Here is a 17,667-nt window from a genome sequence, read left to right on the forward strand (position 1 = left end):
AGTTTAAAAATCAACATTAATACCTAAATTATATATCGTAGCTCTTGGATAGAAATCGTTGTCTATACCTGAAAAATTTTCTGGATCTTGCCCAGAATAATTGGTAATTATAAAAGGATTATTTACCGCTCCATAAATTTTAATTCGTGTGTTTTTTATAACATTATCTAGCGTATGTCCTAGAACAATATTTTCGCAACGTAAGAAAGACGAACCTTCAATAAAATAATCTGAATATTGAATTGGATCTAAAATATCTGTAAATACAGTGCTAGCCTCTCCTTCGTAGAAGTTTAATGTGTTATTAAATGAATTTCCATCTAAAGCTAAAGCATTATCTATAGCACCATGAGTTAATTTTCTCGAGTTATAGATTTCTCCATCTAATTGACCTCTAAAGCTTGCGCTTAAATCCCAGTTTTTATAGTTCATATTAAAACCAAAACCGAAGGTCCAGTTAGGCTGAATAGCTCTGTAATATCTATCTGCCTCAGTAATTCTACCATCGTCATTTAAATCTACAAACGACCCTAAAATAGGCGCTCCGTTGGTATCATATACTTGTTTTAATACCCATGCAGAACCAGCTTGTTCTCCAACAGCATGTCTTAATAAAATGTTACCTGTTCCTATTGGCAAACCTCCATCTGCTGCATTAATTTGCTGAGCACCTTTTAAATCGGTTACTTCTGTAAAATTATACGATAAGTTTCCGTTTAATGATAAGTTAAAAACATCATTACTTATAGGATTAAGGTTTAAATTTAATTCGAAACCTTTACTGTCTGTAGACCCTACGTTTTGAATCACCTGATCACTTAACGCTTGCCCTGGAGGCACATTTGTAAGTACTAATAAATCTGTAGTTTCTCTTTTAAAAATATCAAAAGATCCAGAAAGAAAACTATTTTCAAAGAAATCGAAATCTACACCAGCATTATAAGTAGTTGTTTTTTCCCAAGTTAAATCGGGATTAAATTCTTTTGCATTGTATAAGTTAACACCAGTAATGTATTGACTTTCTGGAGAACCAATTTCGAATAAAGGAATAGACGGATAAAAGCCTACTTGCCCCGAAATGTCTTGCTGTCCAGTTTCACCCCAACCAAACCTTAATTTAAAATCGTTAACAAACTCTACATCTTTTAAGAATGTTTCTTCTTTAATTTTCCAAGCTAATGCAGCAGAAGGAAAATATCCCCATCTGTTATCTTCTGTAAAAAAAGAAGAGCCATCTACTCTGTATGAAGCTGTAACTAAATATTTATTTCCTAAATTAAAATTAGCTCTACCAAAATAAGATTGTAAATTTAATTCGTTAAAATATCTATTTATAGGATTTAATGCATCGAAGTTTATAATTCTTTCTCCTGTTACTGGGTCGTTTTCAAACTCATCTTTATTCCCATCAGTTTTAAAATTTTGGTATGAGTAACCAGCTTGTACATCAAAATTATTTAAGAAAGAATTATCAAATTCTTTTCTATAAGCCATATAAGACTCCATAGTTACGTTTGTAACATGTTGTCTTTCTCCGTAACTTTTTCCAGAATTAAAAATATATGTTCCAGCAGGCACACTAGTATCTGGAACTAAAGTATATGCATTAATGGCATTTTCTGAAAAATTTTCAGTTATTTCTGCTCTTGAAGCTTCTAAACCTAAATTAACTACCGCACGCAATTCTGGTAAAAAGTGCATTTTATAATCTAACTCGATATTACCAAGAATACGATCTACTTTTTCAGGACGTGTTCTTTGAAGCAATACGCCTAATGGATTACCCGCTCCAATTTTAGCATTAGGATCGTTTGGATTGTCTGCTGCTTGCAATTGTTGGTAAAACCCTCCAAAAATAGAGTTTGTATTGTAAATAGGCTTTGTAGGGTCCATTGAAACTGCACCTCCAAGAGCTGCACCTTCATCAATAGAATTTTTATCTACAAATGTACCTTTAGCATTAACATCTATCTTTAAATGATTATCAAAAAACTTAGGCGACAATCTTAAAGAAGCTGTAATTCTTTCGTAATCGTTAGTTTTTACAACACCCTCAGTATTATTATAACCAATAGATGCTCTAAACGGAATTCTCTTTAATAAGTTTGCTCTAACTCCAAAATTGTAGTCTCTAGTTATAGCAGCTCTGTAAATAACATCTTGCCAATCTGTATTAAATATTTCACGTTGAATAGGATTACCATCCTTATCTGTTAAATTTACAATTGTACTAGGCTGATTAGTATTTACACTTCCCACAGGAACACCCAAAGCCTCTAAATTATTAGGAAAGTAAGTTTTTGCGAATGCCACAAAATCATTGCCACTCATTACTGGAATCTGATCTCTTGAGCTAACATTACTCAATGATGTTCTAGCAGAAAAGTTGAATTTAGCTTCACCCGATGTTCCTTTTTTAGTGGTGATTATAAGGACACCATTTGATGCACGCGAACCATAAATAGCGGTTGCAGAGGCATCTTTAAGCACACTAAAGCTTTCAATATCGTTAGGATTTATTAAACTTAAAGGGTTACCAACACCCGCTACCCCACTATTATCTAATGGTACACCATCGATAACAATTAAAGGCGCATTATTTCCAGAAAGAGACGAACCGCCTCTAATTCTAATATTTGGTGCTGCATCTGGTTGCCCACCAGCACTTGTAATTCTAACACCTGCTGCTTTACCTTGTAATAATTGGTCTGGAGACATAACAGCTCCTTGATTAAAATCTTTTGATGAAATGACATCAACAGAACCTGTTAAATCTTCTTTTTTAACACTTCCATAACCAATAACAACAACTTCATCAAGCTGAGAAGCATCTTCGATTAATTGGACATTTAATTTAGATTGTCCAGTAAAAGTAACTTCTTGAGATTGATAGCCAATATAAGAAAACACAATAACGTCTCCGCTGTTGGCTTCAATATTATAATTTCCATCAAAATCTGTTGCAGTTCCTTTAATTGTTCCCTTAATAACAACATTAACTCCTGGGAGAGGAATTGAAGTGGATTGTTCTGTTACCGTTCCTGTTATTGGAGTTTGCCCAAACATATATATAGGCACCAAAAACAGCATTAACAGTAAACTATTAATTATTGTTTTCATACAAATTAATTTAGTTAATAAGTCTTTTTGTTTAGTTATATTTTCACTTCTCTACTCAAAGCTATGTAAAGAAATTGTAAACAAACAATTAATAATTACGAAATAATTTACGAAATCGATTTCGTGTTGATAACTTATAAATTTATCTCTTAATTTTTAAGAAAAACATAATTTAAAGCTCGTTTTTAAATAATCTCATATATTTACCTTGCCTAGCAAATAATTACTATTTTAGACTGATTTAAATATTATGAAGAGAAAAATAACCTTAAAGCAAATAGCCAAAGAGCTAGGCGTCTCTGTATCAACAGTTTCTAAAGCACTAAGCAACAGTAAAGAAATTAGTGAAGACACGACCCAGAAAATTCAGGCTTTTGCAAAACTTTATAATTATAAGCCAAATAACATTGCCCTCAGTCTAAAAAACAGAAAAACCAAGACTATAGGCATTTTAATACCAGAGATTGTACACCATTTCTTTTCTACTGTTATTCGTGGTATAGAACGTGTGGCAAATCGTCGCGGATACAACGTTATTGTTGGATTGTCTAACGAATCGTTTACCAAAGAAATCATCAATATGGAAATGCTCGCCAATGGTAGTATTGACGGGTTTGTACTTTCCATATCAAAAGAAACACTACTAAAGCAAGATTATCATCATTTTAATGCAACAATAAACCAAGGCATTCCTATTGTAATGTTTGATCGTGTTGTAAACGAGGTAGATTGCGATAAAGTTATTGTAGACGATTTTAATGGTGCAGTAAAAGCAGTAAAAAAACTTATTGAAAATCAGTGTAAAAACATCGCTTTAATAACCACTATGGATTATGTAAGCGTAGGCAGACTAAGAACTCAAGGCTACCTAGAAGCTATTCAAAACGAAGGTATTATAGCCGATTCCAACTTAATCTTAAAAATAGATGATAGCTTAGATGTTGAAAATCATTTAGATATTTTAGAAACTGAATTGGCCCATTTTTTTAAATCTAACCCTAATATTGATGGCGTTTTTGCTGTAAACGAATTGTATGCTGTTACTGCAATGAAAGTGGCAAAAAAACTTGGTTTAAACATTCCAGAAGACATTCAAGTTATAGGGTTTACTGATGGTGTGCTGTCTAAACATGCCACACCAAGTTTAACAACCGTTAGCCAGCACGGACAAAAAATTGGAGAACAATCGGCTAATTTATTAATAGATAGATTAGAAGCAGAAGACACTCAAACCGAGCAATACTTTACTAATAACGAGAGAAAACGTGATTTTATAAAGATGGTAATCGAGACAGAAATTATCGAAAGAGAATCTACTAAATAGTTTCGTTGGCAAAATTACAGATTAGGAAAATCGAAATTCTTTTATATCTTTGACTCGAAATCAAAACTTATATTTTCACTTCTCACGTAAGTTTTGATAAGTAATACAGGTTTAGCTTATAGCTAGATTGGTATAGAACCGCTTATCAAATAGTATTAACTTAATATACTATTTAATGGAAAAGCGCAGATTAAGTTTCTGGCAAATTTGGAACATGAGTTTCGGGTTTCTAGGAATACAATTCGGATTCGCATTACAGGGAGGCTTTATGTCTCGAATTTTTCAAACGCTAGGTGCAGGTCATGACGATATACCATTGTTATGGATTGCAGCACCGTTAACCGGTTTGCTTGTACAGCCCATTGTTGGCTATTTAAGCGACCGAACGTGGCACCCTAAGTTAGGAAGACGACGCCCTTATTTTTTAATTGGAGCTATTTTAAGTTCTATTGCATTATTTTTTGTACCGCATTCTTCCGTCTTATGGATGGCAGCTGGTTTTTTATGGATTTTAGATGCTTCCATAAACATCTCTATGGAGCCTTTTAGAGCTTTGGTTGCAGATAAATTACCAGAGTCGCAACGTTCGTATGGGTTTGTTGTACAAACTTTAATTATTGGTATTGGTACTTGGGTAGCTAGTAATTTACCTTGGATGATTTCCCAATTGGGAGTCAGCGATTCTGCACCTCAAGGTGTGGTTCCTATGTCGGTAAAAGTAGCCTTTGGTATTGGTGCCCTTGTATTTCTTATTAGTGTGCTGTACACCATTTTTACAACTAGCGAATATCCGCCAGAGGATATGGAAGCCTTCGAAAAGGAAAAGCAAAAAAAGAATCAGTTTATTCCAGATATTGTTAACAATATTGGGAATATGCCTTTAACGATGAAGAAACTTGGAGTCATTCAGTTCTTTTCATGGTTTGCCTTTTTTACCATGTGGAGTTTAGCTAATCCAGCTTTAACAGAGCATGTGTTTAATGCGCCCGCACCTATCGAGGCCAATTTTAATATGGAAATCTTAGAGCAAAAAGAAGCTTTCGATGTTGCCAATACAACATTTCAAAAAGCATCAAACCGCGTTGGGTCTGCCATGGGTATTTATGGCTTATCATCAATGGCATTTGCCTTACTACTTACCTTTTATACAGCTAAAAGAAACATCAACAGAAAATATGTGCACATGGCATCATTAATTCTTGGTGGCCTTGGGTTTATTGGTATGTATTTAATAGATAATCCAGAACATTTAAAATACTGTTTTGTACTCGTTGGTATTGCATGGGGCAGTATACTATCTATGCCTTATGCCATGTTATCTAGCTCTGTAGATCCCAAAAAAATGGGCATGTTTATGGGCATTTTCAACATGTTTATAGTCATACCTCAAATTATTGCAGCATTAGGTGGAATTAATTTTATTTCGGGCTTATTAGGCGACGAAGCTATTAATGCCATGTTAGTAGCTGGTGGAAGTTTAATAATTGCAGGACTGTGTAATTTCTTAATTACAAACAAGTCGGCAATATCATATCAATCATAACAAATGAACAAGATTGGAGTCATTTTCGATTTAGACGGTGTTATCGTAGATACCGCTAAATATCATTTTTTAGCATGGAAAGACCTTGCAGATCATTTAGGTTTTGAGTTTACAGAAACTCACAACGAACTTTTAAAAGGCGTAAGTCGTGTTAGGTCTTTAGAAATTCTTTTAGACATAGGTAAAGTAGAACTTTCCGAAGAAAAAAAGCAAGAATTCTTAATAAGCAAAAACGAGCACTACTTGCAGTATATCTATAAAATGGGGCCAGAAGAAATTCTACCTGGAGCTGCAGAACTTCTAGATACTCTAGATACTCTAGGTATTCAATACGTTTTAGGTTCTGCAAGTAAAAACGCACCATTAATTTTAAAACAAGTTAATCTATTCGACAGGTTTTTAGGTATTGTTGATGGTAACAGCGTATCTAAAGCTAAGCCAGATCCAGAAGTCTTTTTAATAGGTGCCGAAAAATTGAATTTACAACCCGAACACTGTGTTGTTTTTGAAGATGCTATTGCTGGTGTTGAAGCTGCAAATAGAGCAAACATGATATCTGTTGGTGTTGGAGACAAAAAAACACTCCACGAATCCAATTTTAATTTTAACAATCTAACTGAAATTCCAGACAACTTTTTCACAGAAGTCATTTCAGAAAAAATATAAAGAATATGAACCAAGATTATATAAAACCAGATAATTGGTCCATCATAGAAGAAGGTTTTGATGCGAGTCGCGTAAAATCTTCAGAAAGTTTATTTAGTATTGGTAACGGTGCCATGGGGCAACGTGCTAATTTTGAAGAAACATACACTGGCGATACCTTTCAAGGAAGCTATATTGCAGGTGTGTATTATCCAGATAAAACCCGTGTAGGTTGGTGGAAAAACGGTTATCCAGAATACTTCGCTAAAGTTTTAAACGCACCAAATTGGATTGGTATTAATGTAAGCGTTAATGGCGAAGCTTTAGATTTAAATACTTGCAAATCGGTTAGCGATTTTAAGCGCGAGCTAAACATGAAAGAGGGTTGGTTGTCAAGAACTTTCAAGGCTACACTGCCTAACGATGTTGAGGTTGAGGTTTCTGTAAAGCGTTTTTTAAGCCTTTCTTTAGATGAAGTTGGGGTTATTAATTATGAAATAACACCATTAAATACGGATGCTGAAATAATATTCGAACCTTATTTAGATTCTGGTATTACTAATGAAGATACCAATTGGGACGATAAATTTTGGGATACAACTGCTGTAAAACAAAATAACAATCAAGCATTTGTTGAGGCTAAAACCATGAAAACTAATTTTCATACCTGTACGTTTATGGAATCTCAGGTGTATTTGGCTGGTAAGCAATTGGCTTTAGAACCAAGCGTAAAAAGTAACGATGTAAAAGTATCGTTTAATTATGCAAACCAAGTAAAGCAAGGCGAAACGTATAGCATTCATAAATTTGGAGGTTATATTGTAGATACCAATCACGATAAAACCAAGTTGGTTGAGGCTGCAACACAAGTTTTAAAATTGGCTACCAATAAAGGATTTAATGTCCTTTTAGAAGACCAAAAACAAGCTTGGGCAAATATTTGGGATATGGCAGATATTACTATCGATGGCGATGTAAAAGCTCAACAAGGTATTCGTTTTAATATTTTTCAATTAAACCAAACCTATTTAGGGAAAGATTCTCGATTAAATATTGGCCCAAAAGGGTTTACAGGCGAGAAATATGGCGGAAGCACCTATTGGGATACCGAGGCTTATTGCATCCCGTTTTACATGGCTACAAAAGATCAAAAAGTAGCTAGAACCTTATTAGAATACCGTTACTATCATTTAGATAAAGCCATCGAAAATGCAGGTAAATTAGGGTTTACTAACGGAGCAGCTTTATATCCAATGGTAACCATGAATGGCGAAGAATGCCATAACGAATGGGAAATCACTTTCGAGGAAATTCATAGAAATGGTGCCATTGCATTTGCAATTTTTAACTATTACCGTTACACTGGCGATTATAGTTATATTCCAGAAAAAGGATTAGAAGTTTTAATTGGTATTGCTAGATTTTGGCAACAACGCGCTACCTTTTCTTCAGATAAAAACAAGTATGTCATTTTAGGTGTTACCGGACCAAATGAATACGAAAATAACGTAAATAATAACTGGTACACAAACTATTTGGCTAAATGGTGTATTGATTATGCTTTAGAACAAATTGAAAAAGTTGAAACTGAATACACTTCAGATTTCAACAGAATAAACGATAAAGTAAAATTAACTGATGATGAATTAGAAAAGTGGAAAGCTGTTGCAGATAACATGTATTTCCCGTATTCTGAAAAGCATCAGGTGTATTTACAACAAGATGGATTTTTAGATAAAGAATTAATTTCGGTTGAAGATTTATCTAAATCAGAAAGACCAATAAATCAAAAATGGAGTTGGGATAGAATTTTACGTTCGCCATATATTAAACAAGCCGATACCCTACAAGGATTTTACTTTTTTGAAGATCAATTTTCTGATGAAGAATTAAGTCGCCATTTTGATTTTTACGAACCATTTACCGTTCACGAAAGTTCATTGTCGCCATGTGTACACAGTATTCAAGCAGCGAAATTAGATAGAATGGATCAAGCTTACACCTTCTATTTACGTACATCAAGATTAGATTTAGACGATTATAATCACGAAGTACACGAAGGTTTACATATTACATCTATGGCGGGAACTTGGATGAGTATTGTTGAAGGTTTTGGAGGCATGCGTGTTAAAAATAACACCTTAGCTTTTACGCCTAAAATACCAAAACAATGGGAAGGTTATTCGTTTAAAGTGAATTTTAGAAACCAAATAATAAAAATAACTATTGAGCAAAACGAAACTAATTTTGAGTTGCTAAGTGGTAACGATCTTGAAATTCTTGTTAACGAAAAACCAGTTGTTTTAAAAAGTAAAAACCTGAGTGCGGTTAGTTAAATTAATTAAATTCAAAAAAGATGAAATCTCTATTTATATTAAGTGTAACACTGTTTTTGTCGGTATTTAATCTTGGTTTTGCCCAAGAATTGAAATCGCCAAATGGTGCGTTAAGTATGCATTTTTCGTTGGAAGATAACGGGAAACCAACTTACAAACTATCTTACAAAAACAATGAAGTTATTAAACCAAGTTATTTAGGTTTAGAATTAAAAGATGATGAAAAATCTTTATTGAATGATTTTGAAATTACCGATACCCAAACATCAACTTTTAATGAAACCTGGACACCTGTTTGGGGCGAAGAAAAGGAAATTACAAACCATTATAACGAGTTGGCTGTTAGCCTAAAGCAAAAGGAAACAGCACGCGAAGTGATAATCCGGTTTAGATTGTTTAACACAGGATTAGGGTTTCGTTACGAGTTTCCGTCGCAACCCAATTTAATTTATTTTACAATTAAAGAGGAGCGCACGCAGTTTGCCATGACAGGCGATCATAAAGCGCTGTGGATTCCCGGAGATTACGATTCGCAAGAATATGATTATACAGAATCTAAATTATCAGAAATACGCTCTAAGTTTGACACTGCGCTTACCGATAATGCATCGCAAACGCAGTACTCTAAAACTGGTGTGCAAACATCTTTAATGATGAAAACTGATGCTGGTTTGTACATCAATTTACACGAAGCAGCATTAATTAATTATTCGTGTATGCATCTTGAATTGAATGATGAAACCATGGTTTTCGAATCGCATTTAACACCAGATGTAAATGGCGATAAAGGTTACATTCAAGCGCCTTCTACTTCGCCATGGCGAACAATTATGGTAAGTGATGATGCTCGCGATATTCTACGTTCTAGAATCACTTTAAACCTTAACGAACCTTGCGCTATCGAAGATACATCGTGGATAAAACCTGTAAAATATCTAGGTGTTTGGTGGGAAATGATTACCGGAAAAAGCTCTTGGTCTTACACCAACGATTTGCCATCTATTGAGTTGGGTGTTACCGATTATTCTAAAGTTAAACCAAACGGAACACATGGCGCAAATAACGCCAACGTTAAACGTTATATCGATTTTGCTGCAACCCATGGTTTTGATGGTGTTTTAGTTGAAGGTTGGAATGAAGGTTGGGAAGATTGGTTTGGAAAATCGAAGGATTATGTATTCGATTTTGTAACACCTTATCCAGATTTTGATGTGGATGCTATTCATGAATATGCTAAATCTAAAGGTGTAAAAATGATTATGCATCATGAAACATCGAGCTCGGTTAGAAATTACGAACGTCATTTAGATGAAGCCTATCAGTTTATGCGAGACAACGGTTATAGCGCTGTAAAAAGTGGTTATGTTGGTAATATTTTACCACGAGGAGAACATCATTATAGCCAATGGATTGTTAACCATTATCAATATGCGCTAGAAAAAGCGGTAGATTATCAAGTTATGGTTAACGCACATGAAGCAGTACGACCAACAGGAATTTCAAGAACCTATCCCAATTTAATAGGAAACGAATCGGCTCGCGGAACCGAGTTTCAAGCCTTTGGTGGGTCTAACCCCAATCACGTTACTATTTTACCATTCACGCGTTTGTTAGGTGGTCCAATGGATTATACACCTGGTGTTTTCGAAATGGATATTAGCAAGCTAAATCCAAATAACAATTCGCATGTAAATAGCACTATTACAAACCAATTGGCATTGTATGTTACTATGTATAGTCCGTTGCAAATGGCAGCAGATTTACCAGAACATTACGAGCAATTTATGGATGCTTTTCAGTTTATAAAAGATGTAGCTATAGATTGGGACGAAAGTAAATACCTAGAAGCAGAACCTGGACATTATTTAACCATTGCACGTAAGGAAAAAGGAAGTAACAACTGGTTTGTGGGTAACGTAAACGGAAATAATAAAAGAACATCCAACATCGCGTTAAATTTTCTAGATAAAGGTAAAAAGTACATGGCGACTATTTATGCAGATGCTAAGGATGCTAATTATAAAACCAATCCGCAAGCCTATACCATTACAAGCAAAAAAGTAACTTATAAAACAAAATTATCATTGTCTTCGGTTCCTGCTGGTGGTTATGCCATTAGCATCATAGAAGTTAAATAAAAACATTATTATGAAAAAGCATTTAAAAAATATAAATCGAACACTTTTGTTTGGGTTACTGTGTGTAATTTCTTTAAATTTAGCTTGTAAAAAACAAACTGATATGAATCCCATAGAGGCTGATGCAACATCGGCGGTAGTTGAGAGTCATGATATTTCGAAAATAGAACCATTAAATTGGTGGGTTGGGTTTAAAAACCAAACGCTTCAACTTTTGGTGCATCATCAAAATATTTCTGCGTTTACTCCAGAGATTTCTTATCAAGGTATTTCTATAGAAAAAGTACATAAAGCCGATAGTTCAAATTACCTGTTTATTGATTTAAATATTTCAGAAGTTACAAAAGCTGGAAAGTTTAATATTGTTTTTAAGCAAGATGGTAAAAACGATTTAATCCAAACTTACGAGCTAAAATCAAGGCTAAAAGACTCTAAAGATTATATTGGGTTTGATAGTAGTGATGCTGTTTATTTAATTACACCAGATCGTTTTGCAAACGGAAATCCAGAAAATGATATCGCTAAAACACTAAACGAAACAACTATCGATAGAAGCGATAATTATGCAAGACATGGTGGAGATATCCAAGGTATTACAAATCATTTAGATTACATTGAAGATTTAGGTTTTACAGCCATTTGGCCATGTCCGTTATTAACTAACGATATGCAGCAAAGCTCTTACCATGGTTATGCTATGACCGATTTTTACGAAATAGACCCGCGTTTTGGTACTCTAGAAGAGTATAAAACCTTATCATCTAAAATGTCTGAAAAAGGCATGAAACTTATCATGGATCAAGTTGCAAATCATTGCGGTTTAGAACATTGGTGGATGAAAGATTTACCGTTTAAAAATTGGATAAATCATCAAGAAAATTACGAAAGTAATTCAGAAAATTGGGACAACAGTAAAAGCATTACAACAAACCATAGACGCACTACAAACCAAGATATTTACGCCTCGAAAATCGATAAAGAAAACATGAGCGAAGGCTGGTTTGTTTCGTCAATGCCAGATTTAAATCAGCGTAACCCATTTATGGCAACGTACACAATTCAAAATAGCATTTGGTGGATAGAAACAGCTAATTTAGGAGGTATTCGTCAAGATACCTACCCGTATCCAGATAAAAACTTTATGAGTCATTGGGCTGGAGCAATTATGGCAGAATACCCAAACTTTAGCATTGTTGGTGAAGAATGGACCACAAACCCATTATTAATTGCCTATTGGCAACAAGGCAACCCTAATAAAGATGGTTACAACTCCAACTTAAAATCGCCAATGGATTTTGCTATGCAAGAAAAAATTGCAAGCGGTTTAAATAGAGACGAAGCATGGGATTCTGGCTTAATTGAAATTTACCAAGCCTTAGCCAACGATTTTATTTATGTGAAGCCAAAAGATATCATGGTGTTTCCAGACAACCACGATATGAGTCGCATTTTTACACAGCTAAAAGGCGATATTCCTAATACAAAAATGGCTTTAAGTTACTTGTTGATGTTACCTAGAATTCCGCAAATTTATTACGGAACCGAAATTTTAATGAATGATTTTGATAAACCTGGAGATCATGGATTAGTTCGTAGCGATTTCCCTGGCGGATGGCGTGGAGATAAAGTTAATGCCTTTACAGGAATAGGTTTAAGCGACAAAGAAAAAGACATGCAAACTTTTCTTAAAACGGTATTAAACTACAGGAAAAATAGCAAAGCAATTCACGATGGTAAAACCATTCATTTTGCTCCAGATAATAATATTTATGTGTTATTTAGATCCTTAGGAGATGAAACCGTAGCACATATTATGAATAAAAATGATACAACAGTTGAATTAGATTTATCAAAATTTAAAGAACTAGGCTTAGAAGGAAAAACCGTTAAAAATCTTATTTCTGGCGAACAATTTCTATGGCATAACGGGATGCTTACATTAAAAGACAGAGGCAGTGTTATTTTAACTACAAAATTATAATCATGAAAAAGTTAGTATACATTTTAATAGCTATTGGATTAATGTCTTGTAAAAACGAAGCTTCAAAAAAAGAAACCGAATCTATGGATACGCCTAAAGAAACCGTTTTTAAACCTTTTCCTGAAGCTACCTTATTTTCTGGAAGCCTTTTAAGGTATAATCCTGTAGAATCAAAATACATAAAACCGCGTCCTGTGGATGTTTGGCTACCCGAAAATTATTCAGAAAGCAAAACGTACGCAGTGCTTTACATGCACGATGGGCAAATGCTATTCGATCCTACAAATAGTTGGAACGGTCAAGAATGGAAAGTAGACGAATGGGCTTCAAAATTAATGGAATCCAACAAAACTAAAGATTTTATAGTTGTTGCAATTCATAATCTTAACGGGCAACGTTGGCAAGATTTATTTCCAGAGAAATCGTTTTCAAACCTATCGGAAGTCGACCAAGAGCTAATCAATAAACAATCTAACGCCATAAAAGAAGGTAGCGATCTTAATGGCGATAACTACCTTAAGTTTTTAGTTGAAGAGTTAAAACCACTTGTAGACGCTCAGTTTTCTGTATATACAAACAAAGAAAATACGTTTGTAATGGGTTCTAGTATGGGCGGTTTAATGAGTATGTATGCCATTTGCGAATATCCGGATGTGTTCTCTGGCGCAGCATGTTTATCTACGCATTGGCCAGGGGCAAATCCAATAGATAATAATCCACTTCCAGAGGCTATTTTTAAATACCTTGAAGCACATGCGCCCAACCCAGAAACCCATAAAATATATTTCGATTATGGCACGAAAACTTTAGACGCACACTATCCGCAATATGCACCAAAAATTGATACCATTATGCATGCAAAAGGTTATAATGACAGTAATTATAAAAACTTAAAATTTGAAGGTACAAACCACTCCGAAGATTCTTGGAGTCAACGTTTAGATGTACCATTAACATTCTTGTTACATTCAAATTCTTAAAAATGAAGTTAAATGCATACTTCTTATTAGGGTTAATATTTATGACAGGTTTAAGCTGTAAAAATGGGCAAAGAAAAAATGAAGATGCCACAAATAAAACTATTATAAAACCTAAAAAAGCAGTCGTTTATCAGGTGTTTACTAGATTGTTTGGAAATACAAATACAACCAATAAACCTTGGGGAACTATTGAAGAAAATGGCGTTGGTAAATTCAACGACTTTACACCAAAAGCACTTAAAGAAATTAAAGATTTAGGTGTGAGCCATATTTGGTACACCGGTGTTCCGCACCATAGTGTTATTCGCGATTATACAGAATTTGGTATTTCTAACGACGATCCAGATGTGGTTAAAGGTCGCGCAGGATCGCCTTATGCGGTTAAAGATTATTACAATGTAAATCCAGATTTAGCTGTAAATGTAGCCCATCGGTTAGAGGAGTTTAAGGCGCTTATTAAAAGAAGTCACGAGGCGGGTTTAAAAGTTATAATTGATATTGTGCCTAATCACGTAGCTCGAAATTATAAGAGTAATTCTAAGCCCATTGGTGTTAAAGATTTTGGAGAAGATGATGATTTGTCTGTGGTTTATAATGTAAATAACAACTTCTATTACAACCCAAACGAAGCCTTTAAAGTACCGGTCTGGAAAAATGATTATGCACCACTTGGTAATGAAAAGCATAGTTTAAGTGATGGCGAATTCCCTGAATTGCCTGCAAAATGGACCGGAAATGGTTCACGACTTTCGCAACCAGATATGAATGATTGGTACGAAACTGTAAAAGTCAATTACGGTATTTCACCCGAAGGTAAAAAAGATTTTGATGAGCTTCCCGAAGGCTTTGAAAATGAAGATTACAAAGCACATTACGAGTTTTGGAGTTCTAAACAAGTGCCTAATTCATGGGTAAAATTTAGAGATATCGCGCTATTTTGGCTAGATTTGGGTGTAGATGGCTTTCGTTATGATATGGCAGAAATGGTTCCTGTAGAATTTTGGAGTTTTATGAATGCATCTATTAAAATGAAAAATCCAGAGGTATTTTTATTAGCAGAAGTTTATAATCCGTCACTGTATAGAGATTACATTAAGAAAGGAAAAATGGATTATTTGTATGATAAAGTACAATTGTACGATACCATTAAAAGCGTTATGCAAGGGCACGGAAAAACAGATTATATTCCGCAAATTCTAGACGATTTAAAAGATATTGAACATCACATGTTGCATTTTTTAGAAAACCATGACGAGCAACGTATTGCAAGTCCTGCTTTTGCAGGAAACGCAGAAAAAGGCAAGCCAGCTATGGTGGTATCTACAACATCAACATCGGCACCAAGCATGATTTATTTCGGGCAAGAAGTTGGGGAAGACGGATCTGAAAATGCAGGATTCGGCAAGCCAACACGAACATCAATTTTCGATTATATTGGTGTGCCAGCACATCAGCGTTGGGTTAATAACAAACAATTTGATGGCGGACAATTAACCAATCAAGAAAAGGATTTAAGAGACTTTTACAAAAGGCTGCTAAACTTTACATTAAATAGTAATGCTTTAACAGAAAACTACCAAGATATTCATAGGTTTAATAAGAAAGAAACTAAAAACTATAATGATAAAGTGCTGTCGTTTGTGCGTTGGAGCGCAGATGAAAAGTTAATAATTATTTCTAATTTAGATGATTCAAATACGTATCAATTCGAATTACAAATTCCAAAAGATGTTATTTCAAAATGGCAATTATCAGATAATGATTATAACGTTTCAGACCAATTATATAATCAGTTCAATTCAAATTTAAAAATTGAAAATGGTATTGGTAAAATTCAAATGTCAATACACGCATTGGAGTCTTTTATTCTTAAAATCCAGTAGAACAATGAAACCTATTTTATGCCTTTTACTAGCTCTTGTTTTCTTTAATTGCAACAGTAAAAAAGAAGTGCCCCCAAAAACACCATTTGTTTGGGAAGCTGCAAACATATATTTCTTGCTTACCGATAGATTTAACAACGGAGACGCTATGAATGACGTCAACTTCGATAGAACTCAAGAAACAGGTAAATTACGCGGCTTTAAAGGCGGAGATATTAAAGGAATTACAAAAAAAATAGAAGCGGGTTATTTTACAGATTTAGGAATAAATGCCATTTGGATGACGCCAATTGTAGAACAAATACATGGTGGCACAGACGAAGGAACAGGGTTAAGTTATGGTTTTCATGGTTATTGGGCAAGCGATTGGACAAACTTAGATCCTAATTTTGGTACCAAACAAGATTTACACCAATTGGTAAAAACTGCGCATAAACACGGTATTCGTATTTTGCTAGATGCGGTAATAAATCATACAGGTCCGGTTACCGATAAAGATCCAGTTTGGCCAGAAAGTTGGGTAAGAACTGGTCCGCAATGCGATTATCAATCTTACGATAACACCATTACTTGCACGCTGGTTAAAAACCTTCCAGACATAAGAACCGAAAGTAATGAGGCGGTTCAATTACCAAATCATTTAATTGAAAAATGGAAAGCAGAAGGTCGATACGATCAAGAAATAGCAGAACTTGATGCTTTTTTTGAAAGAACAAAGCATCCAAGAGCTCCGCGTTTTTATATTATGAAATGGCTTACAGATTACATAACAGAATTTGGAATTGATGGCTATCGCGTGGATACTGTAAAACATGTAGAAGAAAACGTTTGGCAAGAATTTAGAAAAGCCTGTGATTACGCTTTCGCGGAATTTAAAAAAGACAACCTAGGTAAAGTTTTGGATGATAACGGATTTTATTTAGTTGGAGAAGTTTATAATTATGGCATTTCTGCAACAACAGCCTTCGATTTTGGCGATAATAAAGTGAATTATTTCGATAGCGCATTTAACAGCCTTATTAATTTTGAAATGAAATGGAATGCGGCTCAAATGCCCATGGAGCAACTGTTTAAAAAGTATTCAGATATTCTGCATTCCGACTTAAAAGGCTATGGTATTTTAAATTATTTAAGCTCGCATGACGATGGCCAACCGTTCGATGCAACACGCGAAAAGTCTTTTGAAACCGCAACAAAACTACTATTATGCCCAGGTGCAGCCCAAGTATATTATGGCGATGAATCTGCACGATCTTTAGTTGTAGAAGGTACTGAAGGTGATGCAACGCTACGTTCGCTAATGAATTGGGATGCTATTAAAAATAACACAGAAACAAAAACAGTATTAAGTCATTGGCAAAAACTAGGTCAATTTCGTGCCAACCACCCCTCTATTGGCGCCGGAATTCATCAAATGATTACTAAAGAACCTTATACGTTTTACAGAAGTTTTTCTAAAGGTGATATTAAAGATATAGTGGTTGTTGGCCTTAATTTGCCTGTTGGTAAAAAAGTTTTAGATGTGTCTAAGATATTTAAAAATGGCGATAAAATTAAAGATACTTATTCTAGCACTATGTCTGTGGTAGAAAACGGTAAGGTTATTATTAATTCTTCATATAATATTGTTCTTTTAGAACAAAAAAACATATAATTTACCCATACCAAATAGTTTTGGCAAAAGTCATGTGTTTATAGATTTTTAAAGATTTTTTTT

10 protein-coding genes are annotated in these 17,667 nt (G+C 34.4%); 9 read left to right on the plus strand and 1 reads right to left on the minus strand.

All coding sequences use genetic code 11. From position 1 onward, the window contains the following. Positions 1 to 3: 3 nt before the first annotated feature. Complete coding sequence (locus tag ABD715_RS14130) at positions 4 to 3,120, minus strand: SusC/RagA family TonB-linked outer membrane protein (RefSeq protein WP_344788939.1); 3,117 nt, start codon at positions 3,118 to 3,120, stop codon at positions 4 to 6. 250 nt (positions 3,121 to 3,370) lie between these two features. On the opposite strand from ABD715_RS14130, the gene ABD715_RS14135 reads away from it, so the two are divergent. The 9 genes from ABD715_RS14135 (at position 3,371) to ABD715_RS14175 (ending at position 17,604) form a co-directional block, all read left to right on the plus strand. Then, positions 3,371 to 4,444 (plus strand): LacI family DNA-binding transcriptional regulator, encoded by a 1,074-nt coding sequence (locus ABD715_RS14135; protein WP_344788940.1) that lies wholly within the window; start codon positions 3,371 to 3,373, stop codon positions 4,442 to 4,444. 175 nt (positions 4,445 to 4,619) lie between these two features. Continuing rightward, a complete protein-coding gene (locus tag ABD715_RS14140; RefSeq protein WP_344788941.1) occupies positions 4,620 to 5,987 on the plus strand; it encodes an MFS transporter in 1,368 nt (455 codons plus the stop codon). Positions 5,988 to 5,990: 3 nt separating this feature from the next. After that, positions 5,991 to 6,653, plus strand: coding sequence for a beta-phosphoglucomutase (gene pgmB / locus ABD715_RS14145; RefSeq protein ID WP_344788942.1), 663 nt, complete (start codon positions 5,991 to 5,993; stop codon positions 6,651 to 6,653). Positions 6,654 to 6,658: 5 nt separating this feature from the next. Next, complete coding sequence (locus tag ABD715_RS14150) at positions 6,659 to 8,968, plus strand: glycoside hydrolase family 65 protein (RefSeq protein WP_344788943.1); 2,310 nt, start codon at positions 6,659 to 6,661, stop codon at positions 8,966 to 8,968. Between the two features lie 20 nt (positions 8,969 to 8,988). Next, positions 8,989 to 11,106 carry a glycoside hydrolase family 97 protein gene (locus ABD715_RS14155; protein WP_344788944.1) on the plus strand — a complete coding sequence of 706 codons (2,118 nt, stop codon included), beginning with the start codon at positions 8,989 to 8,991 and terminating at the stop codon, positions 11,104 to 11,106. A 103-nt stretch (positions 11,107 to 11,209) separates the two neighbouring features. Further along, complete coding sequence (locus tag ABD715_RS14160) at positions 11,210 to 13,087, plus strand: glycoside hydrolase family 13 protein (protein WP_344788945.1); 1,878 nt, start codon at positions 11,210 to 11,212, stop codon at positions 13,085 to 13,087. 2 nt (positions 13,088 to 13,089) lie between these two features. Then, positions 13,090 to 14,067 carry an alpha/beta hydrolase gene (locus tag ABD715_RS14165; protein WP_344788946.1) on the plus strand — a complete coding sequence of 326 codons (978 nt, stop codon included), beginning with the start codon at positions 13,090 to 13,092 and terminating at the stop codon, positions 14,065 to 14,067. A 2-nt stretch (positions 14,068 to 14,069) separates the two neighbouring features. Further along, complete coding sequence (locus tag ABD715_RS14170) at positions 14,070 to 15,950, plus strand: alpha-amylase family glycosyl hydrolase (RefSeq protein ID WP_344788947.1); 1,881 nt, start codon at positions 14,070 to 14,072, stop codon at positions 15,948 to 15,950. A gap of 4 nt (positions 15,951 to 15,954) precedes the next feature. Further along, positions 15,955 to 17,604, plus strand: a complete 1,650-nt coding sequence (locus ABD715_RS14175; protein ID WP_344788948.1) for an alpha-amylase family glycosyl hydrolase — start codon at positions 15,955 to 15,957, stop codon at positions 17,602 to 17,604. Positions 17,605 to 17,667: the final 63 nt, after the last annotated feature.

Origin of the sequence: Postechiella marina, assembly GCF_039538365.1 — a bacterium.
Taxonomy (GTDB): domain Bacteria; phylum Bacteroidota; class Bacteroidia; order Flavobacteriales; family Flavobacteriaceae; genus Postechiella; species Postechiella marina.